At 61.8% G+C, this 17180-nt stretch carries 13 protein-coding genes; all 13 read right to left on the bottom strand.

Annotated elements, in window-relative coordinates; all coding sequences use genetic code 11:
• Positions 1-18: 18 nt before the first annotated feature.
• Positions 19-1371 (bottom strand): coniferyl aldehyde dehydrogenase, encoded by a 1353-nt coding sequence (locus ACM6I0_RS14425; RefSeq protein ID WP_414922629.1) that lies wholly within the window; start codon positions 1369-1371, stop codon positions 19-21.
• A gap of 120 nt (positions 1372-1491) precedes the next feature.
• Positions 1492-3657, bottom strand: a complete 2166-nt coding sequence (locus ACM6I0_RS14420; RefSeq protein ID WP_414922628.1) for a LuxR C-terminal-related transcriptional regulator — start codon at positions 3655-3657, stop codon at positions 1492-1494.
• A gap of 135 nt (positions 3658-3792) precedes the next feature.
• The gene (locus ACM6I0_RS14415; protein ID WP_285432023.1) at positions 3793-5160 is read right to left on the bottom strand and encodes a DUF1329 domain-containing protein; all 1368 of its coding nucleotides are present in this window, start codon (positions 5158-5160) and stop codon (positions 3793-3795) included.
• Between the two features lie 26 nt (positions 5161-5186).
• Positions 5187-7019 carry a DUF1302 domain-containing protein gene (locus ACM6I0_RS14410; protein ID WP_285432022.1) on the bottom strand — a complete coding sequence of 611 codons (1833 nt, stop codon included), beginning with the start codon at positions 7017-7019 and terminating at the stop codon, positions 5187-5189.
• A 167-nt stretch (positions 7020-7186) separates the two neighbouring features.
• On the bottom strand, positions 7187-7975 hold the full coding sequence (locus tag ACM6I0_RS14405) for a crotonase/enoyl-CoA hydratase family protein (RefSeq protein WP_414922627.1): 789 nt from the start codon (positions 7973-7975) through the stop codon (positions 7187-7189).
• An 11-nt stretch (positions 7976-7986) separates the two neighbouring features.
• A complete protein-coding gene (locus ACM6I0_RS14400; protein WP_285432020.1) occupies positions 7987-8982 on the bottom strand; it encodes an acyl-CoA dehydrogenase family protein in 996 nt (331 codons plus the stop codon).
• Positions 8983-9008: 26 nt separating this feature from the next.
• Positions 9009-10166, bottom strand: a complete 1158-nt coding sequence (locus tag ACM6I0_RS14395) for an acyl-CoA dehydrogenase family protein (RefSeq protein WP_414922626.1) — start codon at positions 10164-10166, stop codon at positions 9009-9011.
• A complete protein-coding gene (locus ACM6I0_RS14390) occupies positions 10163-11371 on the bottom strand; it encodes a lipid-transfer protein (RefSeq protein ID WP_259158204.1) in 1209 nt (402 codons plus the stop codon). Before ACM6I0_RS14390 ends, ACM6I0_RS14395 begins: the two co-directional genes overlap by 4 nt.
• A 31-nt stretch (positions 11372-11402) precedes the next feature.
• Complete coding sequence (locus ACM6I0_RS14385) at positions 11403-12542, bottom strand: acyl-CoA dehydrogenase family protein (RefSeq protein ID WP_285432018.1); 1140 nt, start codon at positions 12540-12542, stop codon at positions 11403-11405.
• Between the two features lie 253 nt (positions 12543-12795).
• Positions 12796-14319, bottom strand: a complete 1524-nt coding sequence (locus tag ACM6I0_RS14380; RefSeq protein WP_414922625.1) for an acyl-CoA synthetase — start codon at positions 14317-14319, stop codon at positions 12796-12798.
• Positions 14310-14732 carry a PaaI family thioesterase gene (locus tag ACM6I0_RS14375; RefSeq protein ID WP_259158211.1) on the bottom strand — a complete coding sequence of 141 codons (423 nt, stop codon included), beginning with the start codon at positions 14730-14732 and terminating at the stop codon, positions 14310-14312. The genes ACM6I0_RS14380 and ACM6I0_RS14375 overlap by 10 nt, the downstream gene beginning before the upstream one ends.
• Entirely contained in the window at positions 14732-16435 is a 1704-nt protein-coding gene (locus ACM6I0_RS14370) for an acyl-CoA synthetase (protein WP_414922624.1), read from the bottom strand. The genes ACM6I0_RS14375 and ACM6I0_RS14370 overlap by 1 nt, the downstream gene beginning before the upstream one ends.
• Positions 16348-17151, bottom strand: coding sequence for an enoyl-CoA hydratase/isomerase family protein (locus ACM6I0_RS14365; RefSeq protein WP_414922623.1), 804 nt, complete (start codon positions 17149-17151; stop codon positions 16348-16350). The genes ACM6I0_RS14370 and ACM6I0_RS14365 overlap by 88 nt, the downstream gene beginning before the upstream one ends.
• Positions 17152-17180 lie beyond the last annotated feature (29 nt).

Here is a 17180-nt window from a genome sequence, read left to right as displayed (position 1 = left end):
ACAGTGACGTTAGGGAATTCAGGCCGGTTGGCCCGGCGCGCGGAATACAGCCTTGGCGTGGCTGAAGGTGCGGAAGCCATCGATACCGTGATAGGCGCCCATGCCGCTGTGGCCAACGCCGCCGAACGGCAGGTTTTCAGCGCTGGCATGGCTCATGACGCCGTTGAGGGTCACGCCACCGGAACACGTGCGGTTGAGCACCAACGCCTCTTCAGCGTCGTCGTTGCCGAAGTAATACAGCGCCAATGGACGTGGCCGTGCATTGATGAACGCGATCACCTCATCAAGGGTTTCATACGGTTTGATTGGCAGGAGCGGGCCGAAGATTTCGTCCTGCATCACCTGCAAATCATCGCCAGGGTTGCGCAGCAGCGTCGGCACGATTTTGTTGTGCGCCGCGTCACTTAAATCCTCACCCGCCGGGTTCAGCTCGATCAACTCGACTCCCGCCTCGCGTGCTTGATTCAGATAGCCCTGCAAACGTTCGAGATGACGCGAATTGATGATCGAGGTGTAGTCGGGGTTGTCCTTGAGGGTCGGGAGGAAACCGGCGGCCACTGCTTTGGCCACACCGATGAAGGCATCCACCGACTCTTGCGGCACGAACACGTAGTCCGGCGCCACGCAGAGCTGGCCGGCGTTGAGCAACTTGCCGACAACGACCTTGGTCACGGCGCTCTTGAAGTCGGCGGTGCGGGAAATGATCGTCGGTGATTTGCCGCCCAGTTCCAGGGTCACCGGCACCAGGTTTTCCGCGGCTGCACGCAGCACGTGCTTGCCGATGCTGGTGGCGCCGGTAAACAGCAAATGGTCGAACGGCTGGCCGCAGAATGCCTGCCCGACGTCCGCACCGCCGAGCACCACCGCTACGTCCTCTTCGCGATAGACCGAACGGATCAACCGTGCGATCAGTGCCGATGTGTGCGGGGTGAACTCCGACGGTTTGATCATCACCCGGTTGCCAGCGGCCAACGCCCCGGCAAGACCGCTAAACACCATGTAGCCGGGCACGTTCCACGCGGTGACGATGCCGATCACGCCCAACGGCTGGTATTGAACCCAGGCCTGGCCTTGCTCGGTGTGACGCGCTTCGGGTTGCATCCATTCGGCCAGCCGTGCCTTGGCTTGCTTGAGCGATGCCAGGGGCGCCAGCACTTCGCTACCCTTGGAAAAGGCCGGGCTGCGATGCCCGAAATCGGCCGTCAGGGCGTCAATGATTTCCTGCTCGTGATTGAGCAACAGGTTGATTGCCCGGTCGATCAATTCACCGCGCTGCTCGGCGGTGTAGGGTGCGCTCGCCAGGAAGGCCGCCCTTTGTTTTTCCAGGATCATGCGGATGTCGGTGCTGGTCCAACTTTCGATGGCGCTCATCACTACCTCTCTTGTTGTTGTCTGGACACCAGCGCGAGTGCGCAGCATGGCGTCGGGTCAAGCTGCATGGTTGACCATCACTCGCATCACGCCGCCACCCGGATCAGGTGGGTCACGGTTTCAGGCAAGAATCCCCATCGCTTTGGCGCTGTTGATGGCTTGGGTGCGGCGGCAGGCGCCGAGCTTGACGTTAATGTTCTTGGCGTGGGTCTTGACGGTGTTCACTGAAATGAACAGGCGGCTGCCGACTTCGCGCACCGACATGCCTTCGGCCAGCAACCTGAGCACCGACACCTCACGGGGCGTCAGGCCATCCTGGTAATCGGTCACGGCAGTGGCGCGCACAGGTTTGTCGCCGTCTTCGCCCTGTTCGCGGGCCAGCATCCGGGCTTTTTGCTCAGCGAGCGGAGCCTGGAAGAACGCACGGTCGATCTTGGCCCAATGCATGCGCCGTTCGGCTTCGTACAACAACAGATGAGCCTTTTCAGGGATGTCATTGCGCGAGGCGATCTCGGACAACAGCAGGTAGCCATTCAACACGAACGGCGCGCAGCAATCGCGTACCTGCAACAAGCCCGACTGCGCCACTTGCTCGGCCTCAACGAGGCGGCCTTGTTGCAACAGCCACTCGCCTTGCAGAAACAGCAGTCGACCGATCAATGGATAAGGCTGGGTTCGCCTGACATTCAGTTGTGCAAGCTCGGTGCGCAACAACGATTGCGCCAGCCCCGATTGCCCCTGAAGCATCATCAACTGAACCCGGTCGGTATTCACCAACACTTCCGCCTCACGGTTGCCATGACGCCGGGCCAGTTCCAGCGAATGCTCCAACAGCACCTGAGCCTCATTCAGTTCACCGGTTTTCATGGCGATGCGCGCCAGCGTGCAGTGGCACAACAACACCGACAGCCAATCCTGCGCCGTCAGGTCACGCAGGGCGGCATGGCAATGCCGTCGCGCTGGTTCGGCGTTGCCGCGTAATGCGTGCAAGTTCCCGTATAACGCCTGCCAGTTCGCCAACAAGCGCTGATTACGCTGCGGATCGGGCATCGGCAAAAAGCGTCCCAGGCGTTGCAGGCACGCTTCGGTTTCATCCAGCCGCCCACTGAACAACAAGGCCTTGGCGCACAAATAAATCAAGCGCGGACTGCTTTGCAGCAACTGCGGATCGATGCGTTCGCGCCAGTCCATGAACTGCCCAAGATGCCGCTCATTCAAAATCCAGCTCAACCACAAGCGCTCCATGTAATTGGCGGCGACCTCAGGCTGATCTGCACTGAGCGCTTGCTCCACGGCATCATCGACATGCCCCAGGACGCTGAGCAACCGGCAGGCACGCAAGCGCAACCGGTTTAACGCAACACCGCCAAGCCGGCCTTGCAGTGCATTCGCCACGGCAGGCAGTAACCGAAACCAGCCGGGTTGATGGTCGATCGGGAACATGAAGGCCTGGCTATCCAGCAGACTCTGGAACCGTTGAGCACCTTGCTGTCCTTCCCAAAGCTGCTCGCACAACTCCACACTGGCCTTGGACAAATGGGCCAGGGAAAAAAGGACTTCTTGCTGTTCATCGCTCAAGCGTGACAGCAGTTCACGTTCAAGGTACTGGCCGAGCAAGGCCGAGGGCAGCAATCGAACACCCGCACACCAGCCACCTGTCGCGTGCCACAGGCTTTCCCGTGAAGCGGTGTCGGTGTGCGGCGCAATCAAGCTGACCAACGATTCGAATTCATCCGGGCGCAGTGCCAGTTGCCGGGCACCCAGCTCCAGTAACTCGCCTGCGAGCATCAGGCGCGGCAGGTTCCAGTCGGGGCGTTGGCGGCAAGTGACCAGCACTTGCAGGTGGGGGTTGTACAGAGACAGGAGTTGATCGAACCAGTGGTTCAGGTCGTCGGGCATTTCGGCTGGCAAGTCATCGAAGACAAGCCGAACCTTTGAAGATTCGTCTCCTGGAAGGCTCCCATCGCGAGCAGGCTCGCTCCCACAACGGAATGCGGTCAACTGTGGGAGCGAGCCTGCTCGCGATGACGTCAGCCCGGTCAACTCGATCAATGCATCAGGCCTGGTGTCGGGAGCTACGCCAAGCTCACCCGCCAGCAATGCGCACAAAGACGCCAGCGATTGCGACTGCCCGCCAAGACTCATCCAGACCACCCGCCCGCGCGCCCCCCGCACATACTCACGCAACAACGCCGTTTTCCCATACCCGGCAGGCGCGCACAGCAGTTGCAAGCGACGCCGTTCGCGCTGGAGTAAATTGCACAGATGCGGCCGTGGCACAAACATGGCGGACCTCGTGAGTCGTGTGAGGAAGCCATCATTGAGCGAGTCCATCGTGAATGCGCCACCCGCATCAGGTGGTGATCACCGCAACGCACAACGCCCTGCGGACAGGGCGTTGGTTTCAGCGGGGACGAACGGTCAGCGGATGCCGGCGTTACGCAGTGCCGAGGGGGTGAAATCGGTCATCTTCGCGGTCATGCCGTAAGTCGTTGCATGCTTGGACTGGTTGGTCATCGCCAACACGTTGTAGCGACCGGCGATCAGGTCGTAGATCCCGAGCATGGCGAAGTTGGGCGACCCACGCTCGTAATCGTTGATCGCATACCCTTCGGCCACGCGCCACAGCTGACCACGGCCGTCATAGTGATCGACTTCGGCCAGTTGCCAGGTGTCTTCGTCGAAGTACATGTCACGCTTGGCGTAGACATGACGCTGACCCGGCTTGAGGGTGGCCTCGACGTGCCAGACCCGGTGCAGCTCATAGCGAGTCAGATCCTGGTTGATATGCCCTGGTTTGATGATGTCGTCGTACTTCACTTTCGGCGACTGCAAACGGTAGTTGTTGTACGGGATGTACAACTCCTTTTTGCCAACCAGTTTCCAGTCATAACGATCCGGCGCGCCGTTCATCATGTCGGTGTTGTCGGCGGTGCGCATGCCGTCGGAACCATTGCCCGGACCGTCGTACGCCACTTGCGGAGCACGACGCACGCGGCGTTGGCCAGCGTTGTAGACCCACGCCAGGCGTGGTTCCTTGACCTGGTCGATGGTCTCGTGAATCAGGATCACACTGCCGGCCATGCGCGACGGCGCGGTGATTTCCTGCTTGTAGTAATACAGGACGTTATCGCCCTGCCCGGCTTCGACGCCTTCCATCAACTGCGGGAACGCCAGTTTGTCGTCGTACTCGACGATGGAATACGAACCGTTGGTTTGCGGTGCCGCTTGAGCGGCCTGGCGCTCCATGTTGCCGCCGCGATAGCGGTTGGTGTGGTTCCAGTAGATTTCCACGCCGTTTTTCGGAATCGGGAACGGGTAGTAACGGGTTTGCGAGAAGTTCAGCAAGCCGTTGCCGTCGGGCGTCAGCTCGGTGGTCACCGCACTTTTCTTGGCAATGTCGTAGATGTTCTGCGGGGACGACGCCGTTCGTTGGGTCTTGAACACAGGGATTTTGTAGCTGTCCGGGTAGCGCTTGAACATCGCCAGTTGGCCCGGTGTCAGCTTGTCCTTGTACTGCTCGGCGTTCGCCGCGGTGATGACGAATTCCGGTTTGTCACTCGCAAACGGATCGCCGAGAAAACCATTATCGAGCGGCGCGGCACCGGGTTTCAAACCACCGGTCCAGGCCGGAATGCTGCCGTTGGCGTTGCCCTCTTTTTGCGCGCCCAACGGAGTCAGCGTGGTGCCCAGCTGAGCAGCTTCCTGGGGTGAAACGGCAGCAATCACGCTGCTGGCCAGCAGTGACAGACTCAGTGCGCCAGCGCGCAGGATAAAACGTGCATTCATGTTCAAATACCTCTGCCAGGGGAGCATCAGAAATTCACGCCGAAGCTGAGCGCAACGTAGTCGCGGTCGACGTTGGTGTTGAAATCGCCGCCGAAGTAGTTGGTGTAACTCAGGCTGGCGTTGTAGGTGTTCAGGTAGTCGGCATCCACGCCGACGCTGACCGCTTTGGAACCTTCATCGAAGTTCGGGCCATAACCCTGAACGTCGTGGGACCAGGCGATGTTGGGCGACAGGTTAATGCCGGCGATCACGTTCGGGTAATCAAGCTTGCCGCGCACTCGATAGCCCCAGCTGTTGCTGGTGTAGAAGCCATCGTCGTTGCATTCCTGCGCCGGGTTGCTGGCATTCGGCAGGCCCACTGCGGTACCGCGGCAGGTCGCTGCGCCAGCCGCACCCGGCAGCTCGCCGGAACCGAAGGCCGGACTGCGTCCGAAGCGCAGGTCGGAACCGTCGGCCTTGCCCAGGCCGCTGATATGGTTGTAACCCACCTCGCCGACCACGGTCAGACGACTGGCGCCCAGCACCTGGTCGAAGAACTGCGTCGCGGTGACTTGTGCCTGGGTCACTGGCATGCGCTTGTAGCCATTGACCTCGGCGCCCAGCGTGCGACCGGCAAAACCGGTGGTGATCAGCGGCGAGGTTGCGCCGAACGTGGCTGCCGACAACAAGTCAGCCGTGTTCAATTGCAGCGGCATGTTCGGCCGATAGCTGACTTCGCCACCCAGTGAAACGCCCTCGACGTTGGTCTGGAAGCTCAGGCCATAGAGACGGATGTCTTCCGGGTAGTCGATGAAATAGCGGGTGCTGCGCGCCGAGACAACGCCGCCTGCCGCACTGCTCATCTGGTTGATGCTCAAGAACGGGCTGCGGCTGTGGTAGTTCATCGCGTAGGCGCCGAACTCGGTGTCGTTCGCCTCCGGGACGAACCAGCGCAACGCCAGGCCATACTGGCCGCTGTTGCGCGCATCGTTGTCTTTCAGACGCGGAATGTAAGCGTCGTCAGTGCCCGCGGCGATGGCCGCCAGACTGCCGGTGTTCTTCGCCACACCGGGCGGCAGGTCGAGGCCGGCGATCACCAGGCGGTCGTCACAGCCTTGGGGGACGCCGTCGCTGCCGAAGAACGTGCCGCAGTTGTCGACCACCGATTTATCCCATTGCAGCTGGTAAAACGCTTCGGCGGTGATGTTGTCGGCCAGCCCTTGGGACATGTAGAACATGTTGACCGGGATCAGGCCCTCCTTCACTTCCGCGCCCGGGCGACGCAGTGCGGCCACGTCAATCGGGTTGATGCTGTTGATCGAGTTGCCGATGAAGGTGCTCTCGCCCCAGCTCACTACCTGCTTGCCCAAGCGCACGTTGCCGACTTGATCGCCGATCGTGTAGTTGTGGTAGACGAAGCTGTCGAGAAACATTGCACCGGACGACTTGGCCGCGCGATCGCGTCCCGAATCATTGATGTCGTAGAACGGACGGCTCTCGTCCATCAGCTCGAAGTCATACCAGTACTTGCCACGTACGAAGGCACCGCTGTCGCCGTATTTCAGCTCCAGATCATGCACGCCCTTGAAGATTTTCGAGAAGGTTTCACCCTTCTTGAAATTCAGGCGGTTGTCGTCGGTGGTCCGGGACGCGGATTTGCCACCGGTGACGCCCTGGGAGTTGAAGTTGGAAATGAACTGCTTGTCCGGATTGGCAGTCGCCCAACTGGCGCCAATCGACAGCGACGAATCGAACTTCGCCTGTATCTCCCCGATGTTGAAATCAACGGCGTGAGCTTGAGTGCTGACGCAGATGGCAACCGTTACAGCGACGGCCAGCAGACTTGGCTGGAAGGCTCCGCGCATTGTTGTTTTTGTCATGCGGTTTCCCCGGTTAAGGATGACGTGTTGGAGCCCCATGCTAACGAGGCGCCGGTGAGGTCCTGACACCCGAATGGGTGATTTGGATGAAGTGTTTTCGTCGGTATTTCGGGTGGCGTAACGATCCGGTTTGAGGGCTGCTCAGCCGGCGTTACGCACGGTGACACTCAGCCGGTAAACGTCGCCGGCCGCTTCTCGATAAACGCCGCCACGGCTTCGCGGTGATCGGCGGTCTGGTGCGACATCACTTGAAAACTCGCCGACATTTCCAGCAGCGTATCGAGTCGCGTATGCAAGGCTTCGCGCAGAAGACGCTTGGCCAGACGGACCGCATGCGGCGGGTTGGCGGCAATCGCCCCGGCGATTTCCCGTGCGCTGTCCAGCAACTCTTCGGCCGGCACCACGCGGGACACCAGGTTCCACTCCGCGGCCTGCCGCGCATCGATCATTTGCCCGGTCAGGGTCAGTTCGGTGGCGCGGGACAAACCGATGATCCGTGGCAACAACCACGCCCCACCGTCGCCCGGAATGATCCCCAACTTGACGAAACTCTCGGCAAACTTCGCCTGTTCAGAGGCCACGCGGATGTCGCACATGCACGCCAGGTCGAGACCGGCGCCGATGGCCGCGCCATTGACGGCAGCAATCACTGGCACTTCCAGATTGAACAGCGCCAATGGCAAACGCTGAATGCCGGTGCGGTATTCCTGACGCAACGCCATACCGGACATTTGCGCGTAGCGGTCCATGTCGCGAACGTTGCCGCCGGAGCAAAACGCCGTACCAGCGCCGGTGATGATCACGGCGCGAACACTGCTGTCGCGCTCGATCCGATCGATGGCTTCAAGGAATTCAGGCACGGCGCTGTTGCCGGTCAACGGGTTGCGCCGCTCGGGGTCATTCATCGTCAGGGTGACGATGTGTCCTTCCTGTTCGTACTTCAGAAACTGACTCATGGGTGAAGTCCTCAAGCGGATGGGGTGAGGTGACGGGTGAATTCGCTGGCGGTTTCGCCGGGCTGCGCCAACAGCGCCCGACCGACGATCCCGTTCCAGTACGCTTCCGAACCTTCGCTGACGCGCCACTCGTGCAGGCGTCGGGTGAACAGCTGCAAGTCCAGCTCTTCGGTCACGCCGATGGCGCCGAACAGTGCATGAGCGGTGGCGGTCACCTGTGGCACCGCCATGCTGGTCCGGGCCTTGGCGATGGCTGCCGGGATCAACTCCGGTACCGAGTGCTCTGCGGCAAAGGCCCGTTCAGCGGCGATTCGCGAGGCGGCAACCTGCTCCGCCATCACGCTGAGTTGGTGCTGGACGGCCTGGAATTTGCCGATGGCCTTGCCGAACTGAACCCGGTCGTTGCAGTACTCCAGCGTCATGTCGAGCGCCCGCTCCATGGCACCCGCCATCGCAGCGGCGTGGATCGCGGCGTTGAACACGCGGACCTGTTCGCCGTTGTTACCCAGCGAAGTGCCGACGTGTTCCGCCGACCAATACAACGTGGCGCACTGGCTGCCGTGAACGCCATTCGGCTCGCGCCGTGCCTGGCGGCAATCAAGCAGCAACAGTTCGCCACTCAGGTTCACCACTGCAAAATCGGCCAACAGTCCGTAGGCGACTCGCGGCGCGCACAGCCCGTCAGCGGCGTCGAGATGGGCCGAGCCGGCCAACGTCAACATGCCAGCCGGAAGGGCTTGCGGGCAGTCGCGCATCAAGGCTCGCGCGGCAATGCTCTGCGCCGCCGGAACCGGCAGCGCATAACGACCGAAGGCGAGGAAAATCGGGAACAGCGCCGCCAGTGTCAGCCCTGCTCCATCGGCGTCTTCCGGGGTCAATAACTCGAGAAACCCGCCGTCTTCCAGCGCACGCCACAGCGTCGTTGCGCCGTGACCGTTTTCAACCGTGCGGACCAGCGCAGGCGTGCACAAATCTGCGAGGATTTTCTCAATTGCTTCAGTGAACATGTCGTCGTTTTCCTGTTCGATGTGCATCAACGCAGCCCGAGCCCGCGAGCGATCATGCCGCGCAGGATTTCCCGAGTGCCGCCGCGCAACGAGAAGGTCGGCGCAACCTGGTTCAGGTACGCGACTGTGCGGTGCAACTCGGCATCGACCGGCGCGTGCGGATCGGCGCTGATTGCAGCGGCAATTGCGGCCGGGATCGCCTGTTCGAATTCAGTGCCGATGTCCTTGACCAGCGCCGCCTCCACCACTGGGCTTTCACCCCGGGCCAGCAACGCCGTCAACGCCAATGAAAGGTTGCGCAGGCTGCTCAGTTGGGTGAGGAAGCTGCCAAGCAATGAGGTCTCGGCGGCGCTGGCGCCGTTGCGGCGCAGGGTGTCGGCCCACAGATCGAGCAACACGACGCTGGAGTAGAAACGCTCCGGCCCGCTGCGTTCGAAAGCCAGTTCGGCATTGACCTGCTTCCAGCCACTGCCCTCCTCGCCGACCAATGCATCGTCACCGAGCAACACATCGTCGAACGCCACTTCAGAGAAATGCGCATCGCCGGCCAGGTCGACAATCGGCCGCACGCTGATGCCAGGCTGCTTGAGGTCGATGATGAATTGCGACAAGCCGTTGTGACGGTCCTCGGGCGTACCGCTGGTGCGCACCAACGCGATCATGTAATCGGCGTGATGGGCGTTGGTGGTCCAGATCTTACGCCCGCTCAGGCGCCAGCCGCCTTCGCAACGAGTAGCACGACTGCGCACGCTGGCCAGGTCGGAGCCGGAATTGGGCTCGCTCATGCCGATGCAGAAAAACGCCTGACCGGCGCAAATGCGCGGCAGGTAGAAATCCTTCTGAGCGTCACTGCCAAACTTCAGGATCAACGGCCCGCTCTGGCGATCGGCGATCCAGTGCGCCGCGACCGGCGCACCGGCGCAGAGCAATTCTTCCACCAGCACAAAACGACTGAACGCATCCAGCCCCGCACCGCCGTAGGCTTGTGGCAAGGTCAGGCCGACCCAGCCGCGTGCGGCCAGTTTGCGACTGAAATCGGCACTGAAACCGGTCCAGCTGCGCGCCCGGACATCGGCCGACACGGCTGGCAAATGCTCGGAGAGAAAGCGTTTTACTTCGCCGCGAAAGGCTTGCGCGTGTGCGGGCAACGCGGTCAAGCGGAAGGCGTCCAGCAAGCTGCTCACTGGCCACCTCCGCTGACTTTTCCATACAGCGTGACCACGCACGCACCGCCCAGGCCGAGGTTGTGCGCCATCGCCAGACGTGCACCGTCGACTTGGCGTTGATCGGCATTGCCGCGCAGTTGCTGGGTCAGCTCGTAGCACTGCGCCAGGCCGGTAGCGCCCAGCGGATGGCCCTTGGAAAGCAGGCCACCGGACGGGTTGATCACAATCTGCCCGCCGTAAGTGTTGTCGCCGTCCATCACGAATTTCTCGGCGCCACCCTCCGGACAGAAGCCCAGCGATTCGTAGCAGATCACTTCGTTCTGCGCGAAGCAGTCGTGCAGCTCGCACACGTCGATGTCCTTGGGCCCGACACCGGCCTTCTCATAGACCTGGCTGACGGCGGCGTGGGTCATGTGGGTGCCGACCCAATCGAGCAACGACGGTTTTTCGAAGTTAAAGGACTCGGGGGTGTCGGTGGTCATGGCCTGGGCAACGATTTCGACGTCACGGCGCAGGCCGTGCTTTTTGGCAAAACGCTCGGAGACCAGGATCGCCGCCGCGCCGCCGCAGGTCGGTGGGCAGGCCATCAGACGGGTCAAAACCCCTGGCAGAATCACCGGGTCGTTCATCACGTCTTCGACGCTGAGCACCTTGCGAAACAGGGCCAGCGGGTTGTTGGCCGCATGCCGACTGGCCTTGGCGCGTACCGCAGCGAAGGTTTCCATTTTGGTGCCGTATTTGTGCATGTACTCGCGTCCGGCGCCGCCGAAGGTGCGGATAGCCTGGGGCATGCCCTCCAGGTCGGCGGTCAGGCCGCGCAGGATCGGCAGGAAACGTTCGCGGGTCGGCGGGCGGTCGTCCCAGTGGGATTTCAGCGCGCCGGCCTGCATCTGCTCGAAGCCGACCGCCAAAACGCAATCCGCCGAACCGGACTCGATGGCCTTGCGCGCCAGGTACAGCGCGGTGGAGCCAGTCGAGCAGTTGTTGTTGACGTTGACCACCGGGATTCCGCTCATGCCGACTTCATAGAGCACGGTCTGGCCGCAGGTGGAATCGCCATAGACATAACCGGCGTAGGCCTCCTGAATCAGGTTGTAATCAATCGCGGCATCGGCGAGCGCGCGACGTACCGCTTCGGCGCCCATCTGCACGTAGGTCGGGCTGGCACTCGGTTTGCTGAACGGGATCATGCCAACGCCGGCAACCAGTACTTTTTCGCTCATGGTGTCACCTGGAAAAAAGAGTGGGAAAGGTTCACAACTGGCGCGCGATCAGCTCGCGCAGCACTTCGCTGGTACCGCCGAAAATGCGCGTCACACGCATGTCGACGAAGGCGCGGGCAATCGGGTACTCGAGCATGTAGCCGTAGCCGCCGTGCAGCTGGACCATGTCGTCGATGCATTTGCACAAGGTCTCGGTGGCGAAGAGCTTGGCAATCGCTGACTCCTGCACGGTGAGGCGCCGACGCATGTGTTCGCCGATGTAATGGTCGATGGTCAGGCGCACGGCAGTGGCCTGGGCCTTGATGTCAGCGAGCTTGAATTTGGTGTTCTGGAAGTCCCACACCGTCTGGTTAAAGGCCTTGCGGTCCTTGACGTACTCGACGGTCTGCTCCAGCAGACGTTCGAGTTTGGCGGCGCTGTACAGGGCGATGACCAGGCGTTCTTGCGGCAGCTCTTCCATCAAGTGCATGAAGCCTTTGTTTTCTTCACCGAGCAGATTGCCCACCGGCACGCGCACGTTGTCGAAGAACAATTCGGCGGTGTCGGCGGCGGCCTGGCCGACCTTTTCCAGCTTGCGCCCGCGACGGAACCCTTCACGGTCGCACTCGACCATGATCAGGCTGCAACCCTTGGCGCCAGCGCTCGGGTCGGTCTTGCAGACCACCACGACCATGTCGCAGGTCAGGCCGTTGCTGATGAAGGTCTTGCTGCCGTTGATGACCCACTCGTCACCGTCGCGTACGGCGGTGGTGCGGATTGCCTTGAGGTCGGAACCGGTGCCCGGCTCGGTCATCGCCACGGCGAGCACGGTTTCGCCCCTGCAGATTTTCGGCAGCCATTTTTGCTTTTGCTCTTCGGTGCCCAGACGCACGATGTAAGGCGCGGTAATGTCGGAATGCACACCCAGGCTCCAGCCTGAAACGCCCGAGCGATAGAGTTCTTCGATCAATACCGCCGAGTGCCCGAAGTCCCCGCCACCGCCGCCGTATTCGGTGGGCACGGTGAGGCACAGCAAGTTGTGGCGACCGGCCTTGAGCCAGGTTTCCCGGTCCACCTGCCCGGCTTCATCCCACTGCGCCTGCTTGGGCAGGCATTCACGCTCGAAGAAACGGCGTGCGGTTTCGCGCAGCATTTCGTGGTCTTCACGGTAGACGGTACGGTTGATATGCATCGGGATCTCCAGTGGGTTGCCAGGCAGGCGTGCGCCTGGTTCGTGGGACCAATGTATTGATGGGGGTGGGGATTGAAGCCACCCGGATCGGGTAGCGGTCGAGGGTGGCTGGCAGAAGGAAATCGAAGGAAGGAATGCAATACCCCTGTGGGAGTGAGCCTGCTCGCGATAGCGGTTTCACATTCAACATATTCGTTGACTGACACACCGCTATCGCGAGCAGGCTCACTCCTACAGGGGTTTTGTGGTGTGACTATTGGCGCAGTTCGCGCTTGAGGACTTTGCCCGCGGCCGAGAGCGGCAATGCGTCGCGAAACTCAATGCTTTTGGGGCACTTGTAGCCCGCGATGAATTGGCGGCAATACCGGCGCAATTGTTCTTCATCGACCTCGGCGCCAGGCTTGAGCACCACCACCGCGTGCACCGCTTCGCCCCAGGTTTCATGCGGGATGCCGATCACTGCCGACAGCGCCACTGCCGGGTGCCGGGCGAGGACGTTCTCGACCTCGGCCGAATAAATATTCTCGCCGCCGCTGACGATCATGTCCTTCAACCGGTCGACGACAAACAGGTAACCCTGCTCGTCCATCCAGGCCGCGTCACCGGTGTAGAGCCAGCCATCGCGCAGGGCGTTGGCGGTTTCTTCGGGTTTGTTCCAATAGCCGAGCATGATGTTCGGCCCGCGCACGATGATCTCGCCGACTGCGCCACGCGGCACTTCATGGCCTTGGGGGTCGACGATTTTCACGTTCACGCCCAAGCCACCGCGTCCCACGGAGCGTGACAAACCGCTTTTGCGCGCCTCGGGCGTGTGGTTCAACGGCAAATTGCTCGACACCACCGGGCATGCCTCGGTCAGGCCATAAGAATGGGACAGTTCGATGTCGGGAAGGCGCGCCAGCACTTGCTCGACCATCTCGCCGGCACTGGGCGATGCGCCGTAGGTCAGGCGCTTGAGGCTGCGCAGGTCATAACGATCAAAGTCGGGGTGGGCCAGCAGTGCGAGGATCATCGTCGGCACCAGCAGCGTCTCGGTGATCTGCTCGCGCTCGATGATTTTCAGCACCCCCTCGGCATCGAAGCTTGGCATCAATACATGGGTTTCGCCGGCCAGAAACTGAATCAACGCCCGTGCCATGCCTGCTACATGGAACAACGGCGCCACGTGCAGCAAGCGCCCGCCACGCACCGGCGGCATGTCGACCATGCGCGGCATGCACGCCGACCACAGGTTCAAATGCGATTGCATCACCCCCTTGGGAAAACCGGTCGTGCCGCCGGTGTACATGATGCAGGCGAGCTCATCACCGCCGCGCCCGGCGTCGTCGACCGGCGCACATTCGACGAGCAGATGCTCATAGCCGAGCATGCCCGCCGGCACGTCACCCTCGCCCGCGTAGATAAACAACGGCGCCTGACGTGCCGTGGCCCGGATACCCTCGGCCAGCGCGGCAAAATGCTCGTCGACGATCAGGATGCCGGTGCTGCAATCATCCAGCGAGTAGACGATCTCCGGCACGCTCCAGCGAATATTCACCGGATTGAGCACCCCGCCGCCCCACCACACGCCCATGACGTATTCCAGGTAGCGATCGGAATTGAGCGCAAGCATGCCGACCCGATCACCCGCCGCCATACCGAGGCACTGCAGGGCACCCGCCAGGCGCGCGACGCGTTCGCCGAACTGGCGATACGTCTGGCGGCGCTCACCGAAGACGGTTGCGAGGTGATCGGGGTTTTGCTGCAGGGTGCGTTGCAGGCATTGGGTCATGTACATGGCAACGTCCCCTTCCACACGGTGAAGACACCGTTGGCCCGCAACACCAAACGCTCGCCGACCTTCAACAGGCAGCTGGCGTTGATGAAGGTGCCGCCGGTCTTGAGCACTTCAACATGGGCTTCAAGCCAATCGCCTTCGTGGACCGGGCCGATGTAATCGACATTCAGATTGACCGTGATCGCCACCGACTGCGACACCGACTGGCGCCGCAATATCACCCCGAACGCGCTGTCCGCCACGGTGGCGAGAAACCCGCCATGGGCGATCCCGACGTAGTTGAGATGCTGCGATTGCAGGCGCACCGCCAGGATCGGCTGCTCATCGTGGACATAGAAAGCCCCGCAGTTGCGCAGGAAACCCGAGCGCCTTTGCAGTGCTGAGAACCCCTCCGGAATCATCGCTCCTTCCATCAACTCACCCCCCGATCCTTGCCCGCCCAGAACGGTTCGCGCAAGTCACGCTTGAGCACTTTGCCAGCGCCCGACAGCGGCAACGCCACGCGGAATTCGACGCTCTTGGGGGTTTTGTAGCCAGCGATCTGTCGGCGGCAGTGCTCGATGATGTCCGAACCAGCGACCTGGGTATCGGGTTTGAGCACGATCACCGCGTGCACCGATTCGCCCCACCGCTGGCAGGGAATCCCAATCACCGCGCAGGCAGCGACCGCCGGGTGGCTGGCAATCGCGCTTTCGACTTCGCCGGAGTAAACGTTCTCGCCACCGCTGACAATCATGTCTTTGAAGCGGTCGACGATGTAGAGGTAGCCGTCCTCGTCCATGTACGCGCCGTCACCGGTGTGCATCCAGCCGCCGCGCAAGGCCTGGGCGGTTTCCTCGGGTTTGTTCCAATAGCCGAGCATGATGTTTGGCCCGCGCACAATCACTTCACCCACGGTTCCGCATGGCACTTCGTTGTCGTGTTCGTCGACGATGCGCACGGTGACGCCGAGCCCCGGCCGACCAGCCGAACGCAAGCGTCCATTGGTGATGCCCTCGGCGCTGTGGTTTTCCGGGCCGTTGGCGGAAATCGGCGGCGCGGCTTCGGTCATGCCGTAGCCTTGGGTGAACTCAACTTTCGGCAAGGCTTTAAGGGCCAGTTCCAGCAACGGCACGGCAATCGGCGAGGCGCCGTAGGTCAAGCTGCGCAGGCAGCTGAGGTCATGTCTGGCGAAGTCCGGGTGCATGATCAGCGCCTGCAACATGGTCGGCACGATCAGGATGTCAGTGATCCGCTCACGCTCGATGGTGCGCATCACATCAAGCGAATCGAAGGCTGGCACGAAGATGCTTGGCAAACCGAGCAGCGAGATCAGGATCACCCGCGACAGCGCTGCCAGGTGGAACATCGGCGCGATGTGCAGGGTCAGCGCGTCCGCCTGCACCGGCACATCGGCTGCGCGGGCCACGGCCGCCGACCACAGGTTCATGTGCGATTGCATCACGCCTTTGGGCCAGCCCGTGGTGCCGCCGGTGTACAAGATGGTGGCGAGGTCGTCACCACCACGAAAGGCGTCGTCGACCGGCTCGGTGTCACGGATCAGTTGCTCGTAGGACAGCATGCCGTCAGGTGTCGGGCCATCGCCGACATGGATCAACAGCGGTCGTACTTTGGCCGTGCCGGCAATGCCCTCTGCCATCGGCAGGAAGGTGTCGTCGATCATCAGGATGCGCGTGTCGCAGTCGTCCAGCGAATAGACGATTTCCGGCACGCTCCAACGGATATTGACCGGATTGACCACGCCGCCGCCCCACCAGGTGGCGAGGTAATATTCAAGGAAACGGTCGGAGTTCAAACCCAGCAGGCCGACCCGGTCGCCGGTCTGCATCCCCAGTTTCTGCAAGGCACCCGCCAGGCGCGCCACTCGGTCGGTGAGCTCGGCATAGGTGCGGCGTCGGTCGCGAAACACCGTCGCCAGGGCATGGGGTCGTTGCTGCAGCATGCGATGCAGCCCTTGGGTCAGATACATGTGTGTCTCCTGCGAATTATTGTTGTCAGGTAGGGACGGATTCGGGGCTGGGCGGTGCGTCAGGCACCGGTGTATTTGGGCGGGCGTTTCTCGGCAATGGCCACGCGGCCTTCGGCGTGATCCTTGCTGTCGCGCAGCAAACCCCAATGGAGATTGGCCTGGATCACGAAATCCCGAGGCATCAGGTGTGCGGTCTGCACCGCCAATTGCTTGATGGACTGCACCGCGAGCGGGCCATTGGCGGCAATGCGTTCGGCCAGGTTCAAGGCCGCTGACAAAAGCCGGTCTTGTGGCAACAGGTCGATGATCAGACCGATGCGCAGGGCTTCCTGCGCGCTGATCGGGTCACCCGTCAGGGCCATTTTCATGGCATAGGCCGCCGGCACTGCGCGCAACAGGTATTGCACGCCGCCCGCCGCCGGAATGGTCGCGTCCCGAACTTCGGGCAGGCCGAAGGTGGCACTGGCAGAGGCGATTCGCAGGTCACATTGCAGCGCCAGTTCAAGACCGCCCCCCAGGCAATCACCATTGATGGCCGCGATGACCGGTTTCCAGATTTCCAGGTCGCCGAGGTCAAACAGGCGCGTATAGCCCCCCTCCTCGGCTTCGGTTTCGCGACTCTTCCACGACCGACCGACGTAACCCGAGGCCGGCAGCAACGATTCCTTGTGGCTTGCACCGCAGCAGAACACTCGCTCACCGGCACCGGTGAGCACGATGACACGCACCTGTTCGTCGTCCTGGCATGCCACCAGCGTCTTGCGCAGGTGCATCAGGTCGTTGAGGGTCAGAGCGTTGTTCGAGTTGGGCGCATCGAGCGTGATGAGTGCCACGTGATCGATGATCTTGAACTGAATGGCCATGGCTAATTCCTGCGCTGCGCTGTTTTTTT

The sequence above is a fragment of the Pseudomonas sp. IT-P294 genome, from assembly GCF_949767865.1.
In the GTDB taxonomy this organism is placed as follows: domain Bacteria; phylum Pseudomonadota; class Gammaproteobacteria; order Pseudomonadales; family Pseudomonadaceae; genus Aquipseudomonas.
This window is presented reverse-complemented; position numbering and strand designations above follow the sequence as displayed.